We start from the raw sequence: 19543 nt of genomic DNA on the forward strand, positions 1-19543 counted from the left end.
GTCAGGCTCGGTTCAGCGCGACAGCGGAACCTCGATGAGCTGGCGCCCGCCCACCGGCGCCGTGAGCGCCTGATCGAGGGCCGAGCGCGTCGTGACCCGCTGATACTCCCAGCCGTACGCGAGCGCGAGGTGGTCGAGTCGCGCCGTGTGCGGCGTGTAGAGCACGCGGTTCATCACGCCCGGTGATGCGATCTGCGCAACCTCGAGATGGTCGAAGATCGTTCCCCCGCCGTCGTTGCCGACGATGACCTGGATGCGGGGCTCGTCCTCTTCCGGCGGCAGCAGGAGCGCGCCCACGTCGTGCAGCATCGCGAGGTCACCCAGCAGCACGCGCGTGACACCGGTCGCGCCCGCGTCCTGGCTCGCCAGAGCGATGCCCGTCGCCGTCGCGATCGTCCCGTCGATGCCGGCGAGCCCGCGGTTGGCGTGCACGGGAACGCGTTTGCCGCCGAGTACCGCGTCGGCGACGCGCACGAGCCGCGACGACCCGAACATGAGCCGGTCGTGCGGCCATGTCGCGCGCCACACCGCGTCGACGAGCGCTTCGCGGTCGACCGGGGTGCGAATGACCTCGAGCTCGGCCGCGATCGCCCCGAGCCGTGACGCGGGTTCGACCGAGGCGAGGCCCTCGGCGTCGGGCGCGGGCGGGCTCAGGTCGACGGATGCCGCCCGAGAAGCCCGCATCCACGCGCCGAGCCACTCACGGTCGCGCTCGCCGGGTGCGACAGTGACCCCGTCGACCGCAGCGGTGACGCCATTGAGGTCGAGCTGTTCGCCGGGCCCGCGCACGGCGAACACGTCGACATCGGTTCGGGACAGCAGCGCCCCGACCTCGCGCGACAGCGTCGGGTGACCGAAGACGATGACGCGCTCTATGCGGCCCCCGAGCTCGGGATCGGCAAGGAGCGCACGGTAACCGTGCACGAGGTGGCGTCCGAACCGCGCACCGCTGACGATCTCGGCGACGAGCGGCCATCCGCCCTCGTGCGCGAGCTGCTCGGCGTCGGGTCCGGCGTCGGCGCCCGCGACGACGATCGTGCGAGGACCGTGCTCGATGACCCGCGGCTCGCTCGCGGGCAGTTCGATCGGCTCCGCGACCGCACCCACCGGACCGGGCGCATCGACCCACGCGGGCAGGGCTCCGGAGAGGGGCTCGCGGTACGGCAGATTCAGGTGCACCGGGCCGGCGGACTGCTCCCCCACCCCCCGCGCGGCGGTCACGGCCTCTGTCGCGACGGCCCGCAGCATGATGCTCTGCGGGGCGTCGCCGACGGGGTCGAGCGCGTCGGGCGTCGGAAGATCGGCGTCGAAGCGCACGTGGGGGGCGAACATCGCGGGTTGACGCGTCGTCTGGTTGGCACCGATACCGCGCAGCTCAGGCGGCCGGTCGGCCGTGAGCAGAAGCAGGGGCACGCCCGCGTGATGGGCTTCGAGGACGGCCGGCAGCAGGTTCGCGACCGCGGTGCCCGACGTGCAGATGACGGCCGCCGGCGTGCCGGTCTCGCGCCCGATCCCGAGCGCCGTGAAGCCCGCGACGCGCTCGTCGATCCGCACGTGCAGCCGGATGACGCCGCGCTGCTCGAACTCAGCGGCGACGAGGGCGAGGGACTGCGATCGCGAGCCCGGGCTCAGCACCACATGGCGCACGCCCTGCTCGATCAGTCCGCACAGCAATGCCGCTGCGGCATCCATCGCACAAGACGCCACAGGCGTCTTGTCGCCCGGTGCCACGGTCAGCCGACCGCCCCGCGCTGACCGAGCGAGTCATCGTCCGGGTCAGAGGACGCGGGCGGCTCAGCCGCCGGATCCGGCGCATCGCCGTTCGTCGTCGGCTGCTGCTGCTGGTGCGGCTGCTGCCAACGAGGATCGTCGTCTTCGGAATCGAGCAGAGCGAGTTCTTCTTCGAGACGGCGGATGCGCTCGTCCTGGTCGCTGGTCGCGCCGATGCTGCCGAGGAAGTCGGGATCGTCATCGGGCGCCTGATACACGTGCACCGCGGAACGGCGGACGCGACCGACGACCAGCCAGAGGATGCCTCCGAGCACGGGGATCAGCACGACGATCGCGATCCACACGGGCTTGGTCACTCCGCGGTGGCGACTCGGGGGCTGGACAGCGCAGTCCACGATGGTGAAGATCCAGAAGGCCGCCACCACCGGGATGAGAATGAACAATGCCCGGACCACGCCTCCATCCTAGGCGTGCTCACTGGAGGTGGGCTGGACATGGCCTCGCATACGATGGAACACGTGAAAGCACGGTCGCTCGTCCTCTACACGATGCTCAGGCTGCTCGCCTTCCTCGTGCCCTTCGGCCTGCTCATGCTGATTCCGCTGTTCCGCGAGTACTACTGGCTCGCGGCCATCTTCGCGGCGCTCATCGGCCTGAGTCTGTCGATCCTGTTCCTGCGCCGTCCGCTGGCCGATGTGTCCACGGGTCTCGCGCAGCGGCGTGCCGAACGACAGCGCAGCGCGACCGACGAAGCGGTCGAAGACGCCGCGACCGACGAAACCGAGCGCTGAGGCTCAGCCCAGGAACGCCCACAGCAGGAAGGCTCCGTAGCCGACCGAGGTGAGCGAGGTGAGTCCGAGAGCGACGACGAGTTCGCGCGGGTCGCGGTACGTCCACACGATGAGGATCGCGGGCAACGCCGCGAGCAGGGCCAGCAGAGAAAGCCACGCGATCGGATAGAACAGCGCGAGGAACGCCGCGATCACGAACGGCGCGAGGACGAAGAGCGTGAACAGCACGCGCGTCGCCGTGCGGCCGATCAGCACCGTGAGCGTCCGCTTGCCGGCGGCGCGATCCTGGTCGATGTCGCGCAGATTGTTCGCCAGCAGCACGGCGCACGCGAGAAGCCCCGCCGCGACCGCACCGAACCACGCCTCCTGCGGCAGCGCGAAGGCCTGCACCCATGTCGTGCCGAGCGTCGCGACGAGCCCGAAGAAGACGAAGACGAAGAGCTCACCCAGTCCCGCGTAGCCGTACGGGCGCTTTCCACCCGTATAGAACCACGCCGCGACGATGCACGCCGCACCGACGGCGAGGAACCACCACTGCTGCGTGCGGATCGTCACCGCCAGCCCCGCGATCGCGGCGATCGCGAAGAAGACGAGCGCGACGGTGAGCACGGCGCGCGGCGAGGCCTTGCCGGCAGCGGTCAGTCGGGCCGGACCGACGCGGTGATCGTCGGTGCCGCGGATCCCGTCGCTGTAGTCGTTGGCGTAGTTCACGCCGATCTGCAGCGAGACGGCGATGATGAGGCAGCACAGGGCGATGACCCAGTGGAACTCGTCGACGACGAGCATCGCCGCGCCGGTGCCGATCAGGATCGGGGTGATCGCGAGGGGCAGCGTGCGCAACCGCGCCGCGCCGATCCAGTCACGCAGCGTCGCCGGTTCGACCTTGCGCGGATCGCCCTGCTCCCGCGACTTCTGCGGATTGCCGCGCACGTTCTGCTTCTTGGACGCCGGACGGTTGCGCTTCTTGCTCGAGGTACCTGCCACGACTGGCCATCCTAGTCACCCGGGCAGGGCCACCGCGCGGCGGATCGCTTCACGGTCGGGCTTGCCGGAGCGCAGCAGCGGCAGCTCATCGACGAGCACGAGCCGGGACGGTCGCGCGTGCGCGCCGATCTCGTCGGCGACGGCCGCGCGCGCCTCGTCGAGCTGCGCCGACTCACTGCGCTGCAGCGCACCGCTGCGCGCGGCGACGATGACGGATGCCTCACCCCAGCGCTCGTCGGGGACACCGACGACGACGGCCGAGGCGAGCCCGGGGACGCCGCGCACCACGCGCTCGACCCGGTCGAGCGAGATGTTCACGCCGCCCGAGACGATGACGTTGTCGATGCGACCGCGCACACGCAGCACGCCGTCATCGAGCACGCCGGCGTCGCCCGTGCGATACCACCGCGTGCCGTCGGCGTCCTTCACGAAGACGGCGGCGGTGAGCTCGGCGTCGCCGAGGTATCCGTCGGCCAGGGTCGGCCCGGCGATCTGCACCTCGCCGTGTTCGATGCGCAGCGACACACCCCGCAGGCGCCGGCCGTCGTACACGCATCCGCCGCTCGTCTCGGTCGAGCCGTACGTGCGTGTGATCCGCACGCCCGCCGTCTCGGCACGCTCGAGCGTGACCGGCGGAAGCGCCTGCCCTCCGACGAGGATGCGCTCGAACGAGCGCAGTGCCGAGAGCACATCCGCGTCGTGCTCGGCCGCGTCGAGCAGTGTCGTCAGCTGCGCGGGCACGAGTGACGTGAACCGCGGCACGCGCCGGCCTCGCTCGGTCGACACCATCGTGCCGGCGACATCGGCGAACGCGCGCGGCGAGAAGGGGCCCGCCAGAATCGCGGGTTCGCGGTCGGCGATGATCGAGCGCACGAGCACCTGCAGGCCCGCGACGTATCCCGCCGGAAGCGCCAGCAGCCACGTCCCGTCGCCGATGCGGTCGGCGGTCGCGAGCGCGCTCGCCGTGAGAGCGTCGCGGCTCAGCGCGACGCTCTTGGGAAAGCCTGTCGAGCCCGACGTCGTCACGACGACGGCCGTGCCCGCCCGCACATCGCCGGGCATCGCGCCGACGTGGCCGAGCCCGAGCGCGGGTCCCGCCCCGTGCAGCGCGACCCGCAGCGCCCGCATGATCTCGCGCGGGTCGTCGCCCGTGACGGGTTCGAGACGCATCAGTAGTGGTACGGGAACGGCGACCAGTCGGGGTCGCGCTTCTCGAGGAACGCGTCGCGTCCCTCAGCTCCCTCGTCCGTGCCGTACGCGAAGCGCGTCGTCTCACCGGCGAACAGCTGCTGCCCGACGAGGCCGTCATCGGGCAGATTGAAGGCGTACTTGAGCATGCGGATCGCCGTGGGCGACTTCGACAGGATCGTGCGCGCCATCGCGATCGCCTCGCGCTCGAGCTCGGCGTGCGGCACGACGCGGTTGACGGCGCCCATCTCGTAGGCGCGCTCGGCGGAGTACTCCTCGGCGAGGAAGAACACCTCGCGCGCGACCTTCTGCCCCACCTGGCGCGCCATGTACGCCGAGCCGTAGCCGGCGTCGAACGAACCCACATCGGCGTCGGTCTGCTTGAAGCGGCCGTGCTCGGCCGAGGCGATCGACAGGTCGCACACGATGTGCAGGGAGTGCCCGCCCCCGGCAGCCCACCCCGGGATCACGGCGATGACGACCTTCGGCATGAAGCGGATGAGACGCTGCACCTCGAGGATGTGCAGGCGCCCCGCGCGGCCCGGGTCGGCGACGGCGGTCTCGTCGTCGGAGTACTTGTACCCGTCCTTGCCGCGGATGCGCTGATCGCCGCCCGAGCAGAACGCCCACCCGCCGTCCTTCGGGCTCGGCCCGTTGCCGGTGAGCAGCACGGCCCCGATGCGCGGATCCTGCCGTGCGATGTCGAGCGCCCGGTACATCTCGTCGACCGTGTGCGGTCGGAAGGCGTTGCGCACTTCGGGGCGGTTGAAGGCGATCCGCGCGATGCGACCGTCTTTCGACACGTGTGCGGTGACATCGGTGTAAGCGTCGGCGCCGGGTGCCGGCATCCATTCGCTCTCGTCGAACAGCTCAGAGACCATGGGTTTCACCTTAGGCCGACCGATGCCGCCGCTCACGCGCCGTTCTTGGCGTCACGCCAGCGCAGCCAGGAGCGGACGAGGTCGAAATCGTAATCGGGGCCGGAGAACCCGAGCGTGAACAGACGCGTGCCGGCGGCGTAGAGCTCTTCGGCGACGGTTTCGTCGCGGCGCTGCAGTTCGTTCGAGACGACGAGGCCCGACGTGTCACGGCCCTCTTTGTCGGCCCAGCGCTGGATGACCTCCAGCTTGTGCGGCAGCTCTTCGGCGGTGACGAAGCTGTGCCAGATATCGGCGTGGCGCGCGACGAGGCGCAGCGTCTTCTGCTCGCCCTTGCCGCCGATCAGGATCGGAATCCGGCGCGTCGGGGCGGGGTTGAGCTTCGCCCAGCGAGCCTCGATCCGCGCGAGTCCGTCGGCGAGGTCGTCCAGGCGCGATCCGGCCGTGCCGAACTCGTAGCCGTACTCGTCGTAGTCTCGCTCGAACCAGCCCGAGCCCGTGCCGAAGATGAAGCGACCCTCGCCGCCCTTGGCGGAGATGTGATCGACAGTGCGGGCCATGTCCGCCTGCAGGTCGGGGTTGCGGTAGCTGTTGCAGTTCACGAGCGACCCGAACTCGACGCGCTCGGTCTGCTCGGCCCACGCGCCGAGCATCGTCCATGCCTCGAAGTGCGCCCCGTCGGGGTCGCCGTAAAGGGGGAAGAAGTGATCCCAGTTGAAGAGGATGTCCACCCCCATGTCCTCGAGGCGGCGAACGACGTCGCGGATGTCGGAATAGGTCACGTGCTGCGGCTGCAGCTGCACGCCGAGCCGAACGGGGGTGTCCACAAGCATGTGCGCCAGCCTACGTCCGCCGCCTCCCGAGGGCGAGGTCAACGCGTGCGGCGGGTTTTGAGGAAAGCGTCGATCGAGTCCCACACCGCTACGCCGACGATGCCGAATCCGAAGATGACGGCGATGACCGTCGTGACGAGCGGGCCGTCGCCGGGGATGAACGCCGGGAAGAACTCGGGATTGAGCAGGCGGTCGGTGAGCAGCAGCCACACCGCCGGCACGACGATCGCAAGGTTCAGGACGACGTTGAGCGTCGCCAGGCGGGGGTTCCATCCGCCCCGCGCGTACACCGCGATCGCCAGCAGCGCTTCGAACACGAGCAGCACCAGGAGCACCGCGATCCACCCCGGCCAGAGGGCGGGCGCGAGGAACGACATCCATCCCCCACCGGCCGCGAAGTAGACGAGGCCGAAGAAGTGATCCCACAGCACGGCGCCGACGGTGGCGGCGAGCAGCACGAGCGAAGCGACGAGGTCGCTCAGCTTCGCGCCGTCCGCGCGCACCTCCGGCAGACGGTCGAGGGTCCACGCGCCGATCAATCCGACGTCGGCGCCGCGCGCATTGCGCTCGATGAGGTGGAAGACGAGGGTCGTCCAGAACGCGACGTTCACGACGGTGCTCACGAGCACGACCCACGCCGTGCGGGCGATCTCGCCGATCGGCTCCTGCCCGAGCGACATGCCGAGCACGGTGCCGACCACCGCGCACGCGGGCACGATCGCGAACAGCAGCCTGAGTAGGCGCCACCAGGCGAGGTAGTACCGCGGCCCGATGAGGAAGAGCGGACGATCGGTGTAGTCGGCGGCGAGCTTGTCGGGGTCGCCGAGCTCGGTGAGCACGACGCGCTCGGCGTCGGCGCGCGCGAGACCTTCCGCGAGGCGGGCGTCGATCTGGTCATCGATCGACCCGCGCAGCTCGGCCGCGAGGTCGGCACGCTGCTTCTCGGGCACCGTGCGCATCGCGGCGTCGACGTAGCGGTCGGTCAGGGTCGCAGCGTTCATGAGTCCTCCTGAAGGAGTCCGTCGATCGCGGCGGCGATCGCGCGGAAATCATCGGTGAGTGTGCCGAGCAGGCGCCTGCCGGCATCGCTCGTGCGGTAGAACTTGCGGGGCCGCGCCTCGTCGGTGTTCCACTCGCTCGTCAGGTGTCCCTGCTTCTCCAGTCGGCGCAGGAGCGGGTACAGCGTGTTCGCGTCGGTGTCGAAGCCGCGGGCCTGGAGCTGCTCGAGCAGCCCGTAGCCGTAGCCCGGGTGCTCGAGCAGGCGCAGGCAGGCGAGAACGACGGTGCCGCGCCGCAGCTCTTGCCGGTGTGTTTCGAGGGCCTCGGTTTCGCTCACGCCTGACACTGTACTGTGCGACGCACACTATAGGCAAGGGCACATTATGGGCCGGGCGGTGTCCCTGCCGGGGTGTCGACAACTCCGGACGAATTGCGTCTCTGGGCCACCCAGACCACGAAGTCGTCCGAACCTCCGGAGTTGTCGACGCTCCGCGCGGCAGGATGGGGGGCATGACCCTGCCTCCCCTCGCCGACGTCCTCGTGAACGCGCACGTCGTCTCCCTGCCGCTCGCGACGCGCTTCCGCGGGATCGACGTGCGTGAGGCCGTCGTCCTCGAGGGCCCCGAGGGGTGGACGGAGTTCTCGCCGTTCGCCGAGTACGACGACGCCGAGGCGGCGACATGGCTCGCCGCGACGCTCGACTACGGGTGGCACCCGCAGCCCGCACCCCGGCGCGACGCCGTGCCGGTCAACGCCACGGTGCCCGCTGTGCCCGCCGAGTCGGTCGCCCGCGTGCTCGCCCGCTTCGACGGCTGCCGCACCGCCAAGGTCAAGGTCGGCGGAGAAAGCACGCTGGCCGACGACGTCGCTCGGGTCGCGGCGGCGCGAGAGACGCTGGGGGTCGTGGGGCGCATCCGCGTCGATGCGAACGGCTCGTGGACCATCGACGAGGCCGAGCGCGCGATCCACGCCTTCGCCGAGTACGACCTCGAATACGCCGAGCAGCCGTGCGCGACGGTCGATGAGCTCGCCGAGCTGCGCCGGCGCGTCGCGTACATGGACATCCCGATCGCCGCCGACGAGAGCGTGCGCAAAGCCGACGACCCGCTCGCGGTCGCCCGCGCGGGCGCCGCCGACCTGCTCGTCGTCAAGGCGCAGCCCCTCGGCGGCGTGAGACGCGCCCTGGACATCGTCGACGCCGCGGGGCTCCCCGCCGTCGTGTCGAGCGCCCTGGACACCTCGATCGGACTCGCGATGGGCGTTGCCCTCGCCGCGGCGCTGCCCGAACTGGACTATGACTGCGGCCTCGGCACGGCGTCACTCCTCACGGCCGACGTCGTCGCCGTTCCGCTCACCGCGCGCGGCGGCTTCCTTCCGGTCGGGCGCGTGAGCGCCGACCCGGACCTGCTCGCCAAGCACGCCGCATCCGCCGACCGCCGGGCGTGGTGGCTCGATCGGGTCGAGCGCTGCTACGCCCTGCTCGCCGCCCGTTGACCGCCCGCGTCAGGCGGGGTCGACGAGCGCGGTGGCCAGGTTCGCCGTGCGCTCGTTGACGAGCGCACACATCGCCGTGAAGTCCAAGCCCGCCATGACGGCGTAGGCGGCGCTGTCCTCCCACTGCTGCAGGATCAGCTGGGCGAACTCGCGCTCGGGCAGCCGCAGCGACAGGGTGTATCGGGCGCTCAGCTCGGCGATGACGGCGGCGACGCGCTCGACGAGCCCGGCCTGCCACGCGAGGTAGGCCTGCGCGAGCGCGTCATCGCGCAGCGCGCGCGTGCGGATCTCGCTCGTGAGCAGGATGCCCATCTTCTCGTCGATCGCGACATCGAGTACTCGCTGCACGATGCCGGCGGGCGTGAACTGCTCGCCGGTCTCACCGAGGCGCCGGATGCGGTCGGTGACGAGTTCGATCTTCCGCTCGGCGACCCGCTCGGTGAGCGCGAGCATGAGCTCGTCCTTCGTCTCGAAGTTGGAGTAGAAGGCGCCGCGCGTGAAGCCCGCGCGCTCGCAGATCACCTCGACGGACGCCCCGTCCACGCCGACCTCGGCGAAGACCTGCGCGGCGGCGTCGAGGAGCTTCTGCCGGGTCGCCTCACGGCGCCGAGTGACCGTCACATCGCTCATTCGTCCTCCTCCGGGTGATCTTCACACGCGCTGCCCAGGTTGAAAGTCCCGGCACGCTCTACGATACATTCGTGTATCCGATACAGCGCTGTATCCGTCTTACCTGAACCCACGAAGCCGGAGACACCGTGTCGACTCTTCTCTACTCGCTCGGCCGCTGGTCGTACCGGCACCCCTGGCGCGTCCTCGTCGCATGGATCCTGCTGCTCGCCCTCGCCGGCGGCGGGGCGCTGGCCTTCAGCAAGGGCACCGACAACGCCTTCACGATCCCGGGAACCGAGTCCCAAGCCGGTCTCGAACAGCTCGAGCGCACCTTTCCGCAGGTGAGCGGAACGAGCGCGCAGCTGGTCGTCGTCGCCGCAGAGGGCGACCGGGTCGTCGACGACGAGTACGCCGGCCCGATCACCGACACCGTCGCCGAGTTCGCGACCGTCGACGATGTGCTGGGCGTCACCGACCCGTTCGACCAGATGGTGTCCGGGCTCGTGAACGACGACGACAGCGCCGCGATCATCCGCCTGCAGTTCGACGGTCAGTCCACCGATGTCTCAGAGGCGACCACGACCGCGCTGAACGATGTCGCCGACGCGCTCGCGGCATCGCTCCCCGACGGCGCCGAGGTCGCCCTCGGCGGCGACCTGTTCGCCGTGTCTGTGCCCGGAGTCACCATCACCGAGCTCATCGGCGTGCTGATCGCGCTCCTCGTGCTGATGGTGACGTTCCGCTCATTCCTCGTCGCCGGCCTGCCGCTGGCGACCGCGCTCATCGGCGTCGGTCTGTCGATGGCGCTCATCCTGCTCGCGACGGCGGTCGCATCGATCTCGTCGACGACTCCGCTTCTGGCCCTCATGCTGGGCCTCGCGGTCGGCATCGACTACGCACTCTTCATCGCCGCACGACATCAAGACCAGGTGCGCGCAGGAATCGACCCCGAGGAGTCCATCGCGCGCGCGACCGGCAAGGCCGGCTCCGCCGTCGTCTTCGCCGGAGTCACGGTGCTGATCGCGCTCGTGGGGCTGAGCTTCGCGAACATCCCCTTCCTCACGACGATGGGCATCGCGGCATCCGTCGCCGTAGCCATCTCCGTCGCCGTGGCCGTCACCCTCACGCCCGCCCTGCTGGGCTTCGTCAAGGGTCGCGTCATCGGGCGGACGCCGCGGCGCAAGCCCGCACGCCCGTCACGGCCGCGCCGGGGCTTCGCGAACCGGTGGGTGACCGGTGTCACGCGGCATCCGGTCGTGACGACCATCGCCGTCGTCGTCGGGCTCGGCGTGCTCGCGATCCCCGCGGGAAGCCTCGCCCTCGCTCTGCCGAACGCCGGCGTGCAGCCGGTCGCCTCGCAGGCGCGGCAGAGCTACGATCTCGCGGCCGAGCAGTTCGGGCCGGGCTTCAACGGCCCGCTCATCCTGACCGGCACGATCGTCACCTCGACCGATCCCCTCGGCCTCATGGAAGACCTCGCCGCCGAGATCGAGAACGTGCCCGGAGTCGCCGAGATCGCCCTTGCGACGCCCAACGAGACGGCGGACACGGGCATCATCCAGGTCGTCCCCGAGACGGCGCCCGACGCTCCCGAGACGGCACAGCTCGTGCGCGACCTGCGCGTCGAGGCTGAGCGCCTGTACGACGAGTACGGGATCGAGCTGACGGTGACAGGCTTCACCGCCGTCGCGATCGACATCTCGGACCGCCTCGGTGGGGCGCTGCTGCCGTTCGGGCTCTTCGTCGTGGGACTGTCGTTCATCCTGCTCATGATCGTGTTCCGCTCGATCGCCGTGCCGCTGACGGCGACCCTCGGCTACCTGCTGTCGGTCGTGGCCGCCTTCGGCGTCGTCGCAGCCGTGTTCGAATGGGGCTGGTTCGCCGAGCTGCTGCACGTCGCGCGCGTCGGCCCGGTCATCAGCTTCATGCCGATCGTGCTGATGGGCGTGCTGTTCGGGCTCGCGATGGACTACCAGGTCTTCCTCGTCTCGCGCATGCGCGAAGACTTCGTGCACGCCTCGCGCGCTCGCGGCGGGCGCGCCGACCGGCTCACCGCCGTCGGGGCGGTGCGGTCGGGCTTCACCGCCTCGGCGCGCGTGGTCACCGCGGCCGCATTCATCATGTTCGCCGTCTTCGCGGCGTTCGTGCCCGAGGGGGACTCCTCGATCAAACCCATCGCCCTGGGACTCGCCGTGGGCATCGCGGTCGATGCGTTCCTCGTGCGGATGACGCTGATCCCCGCGCTCATGTCGATCCTCGGCGACAAAGCCTGGTGGATGCCGCGCTGGCTCGACCGGCTGCTGCCGCACTTCGACATCGAGGGCGAAGCCGTGCAGCGCGAGCTCGCGCTCGCGGACTGGCCCGAACCGCGCTCGAGCGCCGTCGTCGCGGCCGAAGGCCTCGTCGTCCGCGCCGAAGCCGAGCGGGCGGGCGACGTCACACTGTTCGACGAGGCGACGTTCCGCGTCGACCCCGGCGAGACGCTCATCGCGACGGGCGACCCGCGCGCGGCAGGCGCGTTCGCGCTCGCGGTGTCAGGGCGCCTGACACCCAGCGACGGGTTGCTTCGAGTCGCGGGTCACCTGCTGCCCGGACGCGCGGCGTGGGTGCGCGCCCATGTCGGGCTCGCCCTGCTGGCCGACTCCGATGAGCCGCTGCGCGACCTCGAACGCGCGCTGCGCGGGCGCACCCGCCTCGTCGTGATCGACGGGATCGACGGCCTCGACCCCGCCCAGCGCGATCAGGCCGCCGCGCTCCTGCGCGACGCCGACGCGCGCCTGCGCGACCGCACCGGCGACCCCCTCACCGTCGTGACGACGGCACAGCACGAGGGTGCCGTGCTGGCCGTGCTCGCAGATGCCCGCCGCTCGGGCATCCGATCTCTTTCCCTGCGCGCCGACGCGCGCTCGTCCTCCACCGCCGAGGTGATCTCATGACTCTGCACTCCCCCGCACTCGAACGTGCACGCTCGCGGCGCCCCGTCACGTGGGTCACGCTCATCGGCGTGCTGCTGCTGCCCGTGCTCATCGGCGGGATCCTCGTCGCCGCGCTGTACAACCCCGTCGAGCGACTCGACGCCATGAGCGCCGCGATCGTGAACGAAGACGAGGCTGTCACCGTCGACGGGCAGCTCGTACCGCTCGGGCGCCAGCTGACGGCCGGCCTCGTCGAAGGGTCTGACGACTTCGACAGCAACCTGTCGTGGACGATCTCGAACGCCGACGACGCCCGTGACGGCCTCGCCGACGGCACGTACGCCGCCATCATCACGATCCCCGAGAACTTCTCCGCCGCTGCGCTCTCGACGCGGCCCGGCGAGACGCCCGAGCGCGCGATGCTCCAGGTGCAGACGCCGCCCGACAGCCTCATCGTCGACGACGCCATCACGGCGCAGGTCGCTTCGGCTGCGGCATCCGTCATGGGCACGGAACTGTCGTCGGTGTACCTCGAGAACGTCTTCCTCGGCTTCACGACGCTCGGCGACGAGCTCGGCACGGCCGCCGAGGGCGCCGCGGGACTCGCCGACGGGGCCCAGGGCGCGGCCGACGGAGCCACGGCCCTCGCGGAGGGCTTCCCCCAGCTGACGGATGGCACGGCGGCACTCTCTTCGGGCGCCTCCGCGCTGCAGTCGGGACTCGGCGGGCTCGCGGGCGGTGCGGATGACGCCGCCGCCGGAGCGCGCGGGCTGCAGTCGGGGCTCACGCGGCTCGCAGACGGCGCACGCGGTGCCGCCGCTGGCGCCACGCAGCTCGCCGCCGGGGTGAACCAGGGCGCCGATGAGCTCGAAGCGGCCGGCATCGTTCCCGGGCAGTTGACAGATGCGGCCAACGGTGCCGCGGCCGCGGCGAACGGCGTGTACGGCCTCGCGCAGGAGTGCGCCGCCAAGAGCACGGACGCAGCATGGTGTGCGCAGCTTCTGGCTCTCGCCGAGATCTCCTCGGATGCGGCGGGGGGAACGGCTGCAGGGCTCGACGGGCTCGCACAGCAGGCTCCCGTCGAGCTCGCGGGGCAGCTGCGCGAGATCGCCGGAAACGTCGACTCACTCGCGGGTGGTGTCTCGCAGATCGCCGGCGGCCTCGACGAGTCGGCGGCAGGAGCCGGATCGCTCGCGGGCGGCGTCTCGCAGATCGCGAACGGCGCCCGGCAGTCCTCGTCCGGCGCGGGCGCCCTCGCGTCCGGCGCGTCCCAGCTGACAGCCGGACTCGATCAGGCCGGCGTCGGGGCGACGACGCTCGCTGACGGTGTGCGTCAGCTGGCCGACGGCTCGGGCGAACTCGCCACGGGCCTGGCCACCGCCGTCGACGCCGTGCCGACCTACACCGATGACGAGGCCGCGAGCCTGGCATCCGTCGTCGCGAACCCCGTCGAGACCGAGGGCGTCGGCACGTCGCTCTTCGGTGCCTCGGCGGTGCCCTTGCTGGCGATGCTGGCGCTGTGGTTCGGCGGCCTCGGGACGTTCATCGCCCTGCAGGCCGTGTCGCGCCGCGCTCTCACGGCGCGCGAGCCGTCGGCGCTCCTGGCGCTGCGCGGCTTCGCGCCGGCCGCCGGAATCGGCGCTGCACAGGGCCTTCTGGTGGCGGGCGTCGTGCAACTGGCCGCATCGTACGACTGGGGTCAGTGGTGGGCCTTCGTGGGCATCGCCGTCGTCGCCGGCATCGCCTTCGCCGCGGTCAACCAAGCGCTCGTCGCGGTGTTCGGCGGCGCGGGCCGCTGGGTCTCTGCGCTCGTCGGCGTCGTCGCTGTCGCGACGGGGGTCGTCTCGACGGTGCCCGGCGTGCTGTCCGGCGTCGCGGGACTGCTGCCTACGTCGCCGGCCTATCACGGCATGGTCGCGGCCCTGACCTCGGCGGCGGGCCTCGGCGCGGGTGTCGTCGGGCTCGTGGTGTGGACGCTCCTGGCCTTCGGTGCGACGGTGATCGCGGTCGCGGCCCGCCGCACGACGACGGCGCGCGCGCTGCTCAAGGCATCCCCCGCGGCAGCGTGAGGCATGCGGCGGCGGGCGGGCGCCGCATCCCGTCTCTGTGATCGCCCGTGTCGCTTGCCCCAAAGTGCGCTCGCGCACCGACCTGACGAGCAAACTGAGGCAACCGAACCGGACACGGGCGCACCCCAGCTCACATGCCCCAAAACGCACCCAACCCCCGGTCGCACGAGCAAACCGAGGCAAACGAACCAAACACACCGCGCGGCCCGGGCCGGGCCTCGCACTGCCGAGTGGCGCTGATCGGAGAGCAGAGCGCGTCAGGCGGCGACGCAGCCGGGCCGTCCGCGCACCCGGCGCGACCGGACCCGAACTCAGCTGAGGCCGGAGTAGGAGTGCAGGCCCTTGAAGAACATGTTCACGATCGTGAAGTTGAACAGCACGGCGGTGAAGCCGATGATCGACAGCCACGCCGACCGAGAGCCGCGCCAGCCGCGCGTCGCACGCGCGTGGATGTAGCCCGCGTAGAGCACCCAGATGACGAAGGTCCAGACTTCCTTCGTATCGAAGCCCCAGTAACGGCCCCATGCGTCGTTGGCCCAGATCGAGCCGGCGATGAGGGTGAAGGTCCACAGAATGAACCCGAGGATGGCGAAGCGGTACGCAAGCGCCTCGAGCGTGTCAGCGTTCGGCAGCGTGCGCAGGACCCCGCCACGAGTCTCGGATGCCGCCCGTCGCTCGCGCCGCGCCTGCATGAGCTGCACGACGGACAGCCCGAAGGCGAGGGCGAACAGCGCGGTCGCCAACGACGCGACGAACACGTGGATGACCAGCCAGACCGACTTGAGCGGCTCCATGAGCGGCACGACCTCGACGTAGAACGCGAGGGTGGAACCGCCGAGCAGCACGACGACGAGGCCCGTGATGAACGTTCCGAGGAACCGCAGGTCGTACTTCAGAAGCGAGACGAGGTAGACCCCGACGATGAGGCACGTGCCCGTCAGGGCGAACTCGTACATGTTGGCCCACGGCACCCGCTCGGCCGCGATTCCGCGCGTCACGGTGCCCGCCGCCTGGAAGAGGAAACCCAGCACCGTGAGCGACGTGCCTATGCGCGCCAGCAGCATGCGGTCCCGCTTCGGCTCGGCGGCCGGCGGCTGGGGCGTGGACACCGCACCCGCACCCGCACCGACGAGTTCACGCATCGACTCCTTCGACGAGACCGTCGAGGACGAACGGCGCGCAAGGTCGACAGCGTAGGCGATGAACGCGAGGGCGTAGATCGCGATGGCCGTCCAGACCAGGAGCACCGAAACCGAATCAAGGCTGAGCATGGAGTCGGACATACCTTTTATCCTACGTGCGGGGTGGATGCCGCAGCCCGGCCGACCCCTTGTTCGGCCAGCGCCGCGGCGTGGCGTTGGGCGACCTGTTCGACCGCGGTGAAGAGGGTCGGATCTTCCCCGCGGGCGAGACCCGCGTATTCGACGCGCAGCGTCTCGCCGTCGGGGTGCACCTTGACCCAGACGCGGCGGCGCGGCACGAACAGCGCCGTGAGCAGACCGGCCGTCGCCAGCAGGGCGAACACCAGCACCCACGCCGCCGAGGCGTCACGATGGATCGACAGCGACACGTAGCGCAGGACCGATCCCTCGTAGCCCTCCGCGCCCTCGGGCGCGGCGTTCTCGAACGTGAGGGTGCCGAGCCCGTTCGGAAGGTCGACGGTCTCACCGGGCGCGATCTCGAGCGAATCGCCGTTCGTGCGCCCCGCGAGCTCCTCCATCTCGGAGGTGTCCAGCGTGTACACCGACCTCGGGACGCCGTCGTTGATCCCGAGGTCTCCCTGGTACACCTCGAGCGTCACGACGGGGTTGATCAGCGCGGGGTAGCTCGAGGTGAACGCCCCCGACAGCATCTCGACCTGGGTCGGATAGAAGAAGCCGACGAGGCCGATCTGCTCGGGCAGTCCGTCCGGCACCTTGATGACGCCGAGCGAGGTCATGGCGGCATCCTGCGGCAGGAACGGCACGGACTCCGAGAAGATGACGTCGCCGTCGGCGTTGCGGATCGTCAGGGCAGGCGCGTAGCCGTTGCCCATGAGGTAGATCCGGTCCCCCTCCATGTTGAGGGGGTGGTTGACGCGCACCTCGGCGGGGTAGGTCTCTCCGTCGATCTGCTGCGCCGTCAGGTTCGCGACGAAGTCGCCCGCCTGACCGCCGCCCGGCTCGTCCGAGGGCACGTAGGTCACATCGAACCGGTCGAGCGTGAGCGCGTACGGCGTGAGGTCGTCGGCGTCGACGAAGCGTCCCGGGTTGAACGAGGTGTAGTCCAGCAGGGTGTTGACGAACGTGCGCCCCTCGATGATGACGGTCTGCCCCGTGTAGGTGAAGCCGCCGCCGATGCCGACGGCCAGCAGCACACCGACGAGCGACGAGTGGAACACGAGGTTGCCGGTCTCACGCAGGTAGCCGCGTTCGGCCGAGACCGACTGGGTGCCGCGCGCGTCGTAGCGGGCGACGCGGTAGCCGCTCTTGCGCAGCTGCTCCTCGGCGATGTCGACGGCGGCGGATGCTGCCCCCGCGGCATCCGTTCCCGCATCGAGGTCGACCGTGGTCGTCTGGTAACCCGCGAGCCGCTCGAGCCGCGCGGGCGTGCGCGGCGGGCGGGAGCGCATCGCCTTCCAGTGGTGCTTCGTGCGGGGGATCACGCAGCCGATGAGCGACACGAACAGCAGAAGGTAGATCGCCGAGAACCAGGGCGACGCGTAGACGTCGAACATGCTCAGGCTGTCGAGGATCGGCGCGAGATCGGGGTTGTCGGTGTAGTACTGCGTGACGCCGTTCGGGTCTGCGCTGCGCTGCGGCACGAGCGACCCCGGCACGGCGGCGATCGCGAGCAGCAGCAGCAGCACGAGGGCCGTGCGCATCGAGGTGAGCTGGCGCCAGATCCAGCGCACCCAGCCCACGAAGCCGAGGGACGGCTGCTGGATGTCCGAACCCGAGGCATCCGCATGGTCCGGTGGGCGCAGCGTCCCCTCGACCGGCGGATCCGACACGTCAGAGGATCGTCGGGACACTCTGGAACACCCCCTGGAGCTGAGCCATCCACATCGACCAGACGCCCGTCACCATCAGCAGCCCGACCAGGATGAGCAGGGCGCCGCCGATGATGTTGACCGTACGGATGTGGTGGCGCAGGAACGAGACCGAGCGCGTCGCCCAGCCGAAACCGAGCGTGAGCAGCACGAACGGGATGCCGAGGCCGAGCGAGTACGCGAGGCCGAGAAGCGCTCCGCGTCCGGCCGATGCGGCATCGAAGGACATGTTGAGGATGACCGCGAGCGTCGGGCCGATGCACGGCGCCCAGCCGATCCCGAGCGCGAGCCCGAGCAGTGGCGCACCGACGAGGCCGATGTTGCCGCGCACCTGCGGACGCGCGATGCGCTGCGCGAACCCGAAGACCCCGATGAACACCAGGCCGAGCCCGATCACGACGACACCCAGGATGCGCGTGATGACATCGGCGTACTGCAGGAAGAAGACCCCCACGGTGCCCGCGAAGAAGTTGAGCGCCATGAAGACGACGGCGAAGCCCGCGATGAACAGCAGAACGCCCACGAGAAGTCGGCCGCGTGAGGGCGTGGCGTCGGTCTCGGTCTCGACCGTCGTCTGGAGCGTGCCGTCTTCGACACCGTGCACCGGGCGCGGTCGACGCGGTGTCGCAGCGCCGGCGATGAAGCCGAGGTAGCCCGGCACGAGCGGCAGGACGCACGGAGACAGGAACGAGATGAGGCCCGCGAGGATCGCGATCGGCACAGCGACGAGCAACGAGCCGTCGGCGACGGCGGCCGCCGGGTTCACGCGTCTCCGAGGGTGTCGCGCAGGATCGAGCGCAGGATCGACTCTTCTTCGACGATGCCGACGATCCGCGCCGCGACACGGCCTTCACGGTCGAGCACGAGCGTCACCGGAACAGCGCTGAGCGGCGTCTGCCCGGCGAAGGCGAGTTTGATCGAGCCGTCCTCGGTCGTCAGGACACTGGGGTAGCTGACGCCGTAGGTCTCGGCGAAGGCGCGCGAAGCTTCGGCCCCGTCGTACAGGTTGATGCCGAGGAAGTCCACGCCTTCGGCCTGGAATTCCTCGTGCACGGCTTCGAGCACCGGCGCCTCGACCCGGCAGGGGGCGCACGCGGCGTACCAGAAGTTCACAACGAGCACGTCGCCGCGGTAGTCGTCGGACGTCGTCGTGCCGCCCGTGTCGAGCACGCCCTCGAAATCGATCGGTTCGGAGCGCTCGTCCTCGGGGATCACATCGACGCGGAAGTCCCCCGCGATGAACCCCTTGTTACTGCCCTCGCGGTACTGCTCGGCGAGGCTGTCCTGGTTGCTGCACGCGACGAGTGTGGCCGCGAGTGTCAGGGCCAGCAGAGCGGATGCCGCGGTCCGCAGCCGTCCGCCGGGTCGGCGTGCCGAGTGATCGCGCATCACACCGCCCCCACGTCGATCGCGCCCGCCGTCGTCGCCGGCTCCGCGTACGCGACCTGGGTCCACGTGCCCTCCTCGAGCTCGAACGACGTGACGCTCGACAGGGCGCAGCGTCGCGCGCGCGGGTCATGCCGCAGCGGCAGTCCCGCGACGGCGAGGTGGGTGATCCAGATGGGCAGCTGATGCGAGACGATCACGACATCTCCCGTGGGAACCGCGTTCCAGGCCTCGGTCATGGCCGCGTTCATGCGGTCGACGACTTCGTCGTAGGCCTCACCCCAACTGGGCTGGGCGGGCTTTCGCAGATGGCGCCAGTTCAACGGGTTGACCAGGGTCCGCGACATGCGCCTGCCCTCGAAGACGTTGGTCGGCTCGATGACCCGCTCGTCGATGACCGGTTCGATGCCGAACAGCTCGGTGAACGGCTCCGCCGACTCGCGCGTGCGCTGCAGCGGAGAGCAGATCAGCGCAGTGAGGGGGCGCTCGAGGCCCTTGACGTATTCAGCCGCTTGACGCGCCATGCGGCGTCCGTCAGCGCTCAGCCCGAAACCGGGAAGCCGACCGTACAGCACGCGGCGGGGGTTGTAGACCTCTCCGTGGCGCACGAGATGGAGGCGATCGGCGGGCAC

Annotated in this window: 18 protein-coding genes; 4 read left to right on the forward strand and 14 right to left on the reverse strand. The window is 70.4% G+C overall.

Annotation, left to right across the window (positions count from 1 at the left end):
• Positions 1 to 12: 12 nt before the first annotated feature.
• Complete coding sequence (menD, locus tag AC25YV_RS04145; protein ID WP_488122868.1) at positions 13 to 1692, reverse strand: 2-succinyl-5-enolpyruvyl-6-hydroxy-3-cyclohexene-1-carboxylic-acid synthase; 1680 nt, start codon at positions 1690 to 1692, stop codon at positions 13 to 15.
• 41 nt (positions 1693 to 1733) lie between these two features.
• The gene (locus tag AC25YV_RS04150) at positions 1734 to 2186 is read right to left on the reverse strand and encodes a PLD nuclease N-terminal domain-containing protein (protein ID WP_488122574.1); all 453 of its coding nucleotides are present in this window, start codon (positions 2184 to 2186) and stop codon (positions 1734 to 1736) included.
• Positions 2187 to 2249: 63 nt separating this feature from the next.
• Here AC25YV_RS04150 and AC25YV_RS04155 point away from each other — a divergent pair, with 63 nt between their 5' ends.
• The gene (locus tag AC25YV_RS04155; RefSeq protein ID WP_488122575.1) at positions 2250 to 2522 is read left to right on the forward strand and encodes a DUF4229 domain-containing protein; all 273 of its coding nucleotides are present in this window, start codon (positions 2250 to 2252) and stop codon (positions 2520 to 2522) included.
• Between the two features lie 3 nt (positions 2523 to 2525).
• On the opposite strand, the gene AC25YV_RS04160 is transcribed toward AC25YV_RS04155, so the two are convergent.
• The 6 genes from AC25YV_RS04160 to AC25YV_RS04185 are packed head-to-tail and all read right to left on the reverse strand — an operon-like array spanning position 2526 to position 7741.
• On the reverse strand, positions 2526 to 3506 hold the full coding sequence (locus AC25YV_RS04160) for a 1,4-dihydroxy-2-naphthoate polyprenyltransferase (RefSeq protein ID WP_488122576.1): 981 nt from the start codon (positions 3504 to 3506) through the stop codon (positions 2526 to 2528).
• Between the two features lie 15 nt (positions 3507 to 3521).
• On the reverse strand, positions 3522 to 4676 hold the full coding sequence (locus tag AC25YV_RS04165) for an AMP-binding protein (RefSeq protein ID WP_488122577.1): 1155 nt from the start codon (positions 4674 to 4676) through the stop codon (positions 3522 to 3524).
• A complete protein-coding gene (locus tag AC25YV_RS04170) occupies positions 4676 to 5575 on the reverse strand; it encodes a 1,4-dihydroxy-2-naphthoyl-CoA synthase (RefSeq protein WP_488122578.1) in 900 nt (299 codons plus the stop codon). The genes AC25YV_RS04165 and AC25YV_RS04170 overlap by 1 nt, the downstream gene beginning before the upstream one ends.
• 32 nt (positions 5576 to 5607) lie before the next feature.
• Positions 5608 to 6405, reverse strand: a complete 798-nt coding sequence (locus AC25YV_RS04175; RefSeq protein ID WP_488122579.1) for an LLM class F420-dependent oxidoreductase — start codon at positions 6403 to 6405, stop codon at positions 5608 to 5610.
• A gap of 38 nt (positions 6406 to 6443) precedes the next feature.
• A complete protein-coding gene (locus AC25YV_RS04180) occupies positions 6444 to 7406 on the reverse strand; it encodes a permease prefix domain 1-containing protein (protein ID WP_488122580.1) in 963 nt (320 codons plus the stop codon).
• Positions 7403 to 7741: a PadR family transcriptional regulator gene (locus AC25YV_RS04185; protein ID WP_488122581.1), complete on the reverse strand. Its 339-nt coding sequence runs from the start codon at positions 7739 to 7741 to the stop codon at positions 7403 to 7405. Before AC25YV_RS04185 ends, AC25YV_RS04180 begins: the two co-directional genes overlap by 4 nt.
• A gap of 173 nt (positions 7742 to 7914) precedes the next feature.
• Between AC25YV_RS04185 and AC25YV_RS04190 the strand changes: the two genes are divergently transcribed.
• On the forward strand, positions 7915 to 8898 hold the full coding sequence (locus AC25YV_RS04190) for an o-succinylbenzoate synthase (RefSeq protein ID WP_488122582.1): 984 nt from the start codon (positions 7915 to 7917) through the stop codon (positions 8896 to 8898).
• A gap of 9 nt (positions 8899 to 8907) precedes the next feature.
• On the opposite strand, the gene AC25YV_RS04195 is transcribed toward AC25YV_RS04190, so the two are convergent.
• On the reverse strand, positions 8908 to 9528 hold the full coding sequence (locus tag AC25YV_RS04195) for a TetR family transcriptional regulator (protein ID WP_488122583.1): 621 nt from the start codon (positions 9526 to 9528) through the stop codon (positions 8908 to 8910).
• A gap of 128 nt (positions 9529 to 9656) precedes the next feature.
• On the opposite strand from AC25YV_RS04195, the gene AC25YV_RS04200 reads away from it, so the two are divergent.
• Together AC25YV_RS04200 and AC25YV_RS04205 are read left to right on the forward strand one after the other, a co-directional pair.
• Entirely contained in the window at positions 9657 to 12446 is a 2790-nt protein-coding gene (locus AC25YV_RS04200) for an MMPL family transporter (RefSeq protein ID WP_488122584.1), read from the forward strand.
• Positions 12443 to 14494: a YhgE/Pip family protein gene (locus AC25YV_RS04205; RefSeq protein WP_488122585.1), complete on the forward strand. Its 2052-nt coding sequence runs from the start codon at positions 12443 to 12445 to the stop codon at positions 14492 to 14494. Before AC25YV_RS04200 ends, AC25YV_RS04205 begins: the two co-directional genes overlap by 4 nt.
• Before the next feature lie 311 nt (positions 14495 to 14805).
• Here AC25YV_RS04205 and ccsB read toward each other — a convergent pair whose 3' ends face one another.
• Genes ccsB through AC25YV_RS04230 form a run of 5 tightly spaced genes read right to left on the reverse strand, consistent with a single transcriptional unit; the run spans position 14806 to position 19543 of the window.
• A complete protein-coding gene (gene ccsB, locus AC25YV_RS04210; protein WP_488122586.1) occupies positions 14806 to 15777 on the reverse strand; it encodes a c-type cytochrome biogenesis protein CcsB in 972 nt (323 codons plus the stop codon).
• A 5-nt stretch (positions 15778 to 15782) separates the two neighbouring features.
• Entirely contained in the window at positions 15783 to 17486 is a 1704-nt protein-coding gene (resB, locus tag AC25YV_RS04215) for a cytochrome c biogenesis protein ResB (RefSeq protein ID WP_488122587.1), read from the reverse strand.
• Position 17487: 1 nt separating this feature from the next.
• A complete protein-coding gene (locus tag AC25YV_RS04220; protein WP_488122588.1) occupies positions 17488 to 18291 on the reverse strand; it encodes a cytochrome c biogenesis CcdA family protein in 804 nt (267 codons plus the stop codon).
• Positions 18288 to 18914: a TlpA family protein disulfide reductase gene (locus AC25YV_RS04225; RefSeq protein ID WP_488122589.1), complete on the reverse strand. Its 627-nt coding sequence runs from the start codon at positions 18912 to 18914 to the stop codon at positions 18288 to 18290. Before AC25YV_RS04225 ends, AC25YV_RS04220 begins: the two co-directional genes overlap by 4 nt.
• Positions 18914 to 19543, reverse strand: a complete 630-nt coding sequence (locus tag AC25YV_RS04230) for a histidine phosphatase family protein (RefSeq protein ID WP_488122590.1) — start codon at positions 19541 to 19543, stop codon at positions 18914 to 18916. The genes AC25YV_RS04225 and AC25YV_RS04230 overlap by 1 nt, the downstream gene beginning before the upstream one ends.

The organism is Microbacterium sp. Y832 (genome assembly GCF_057669765.1).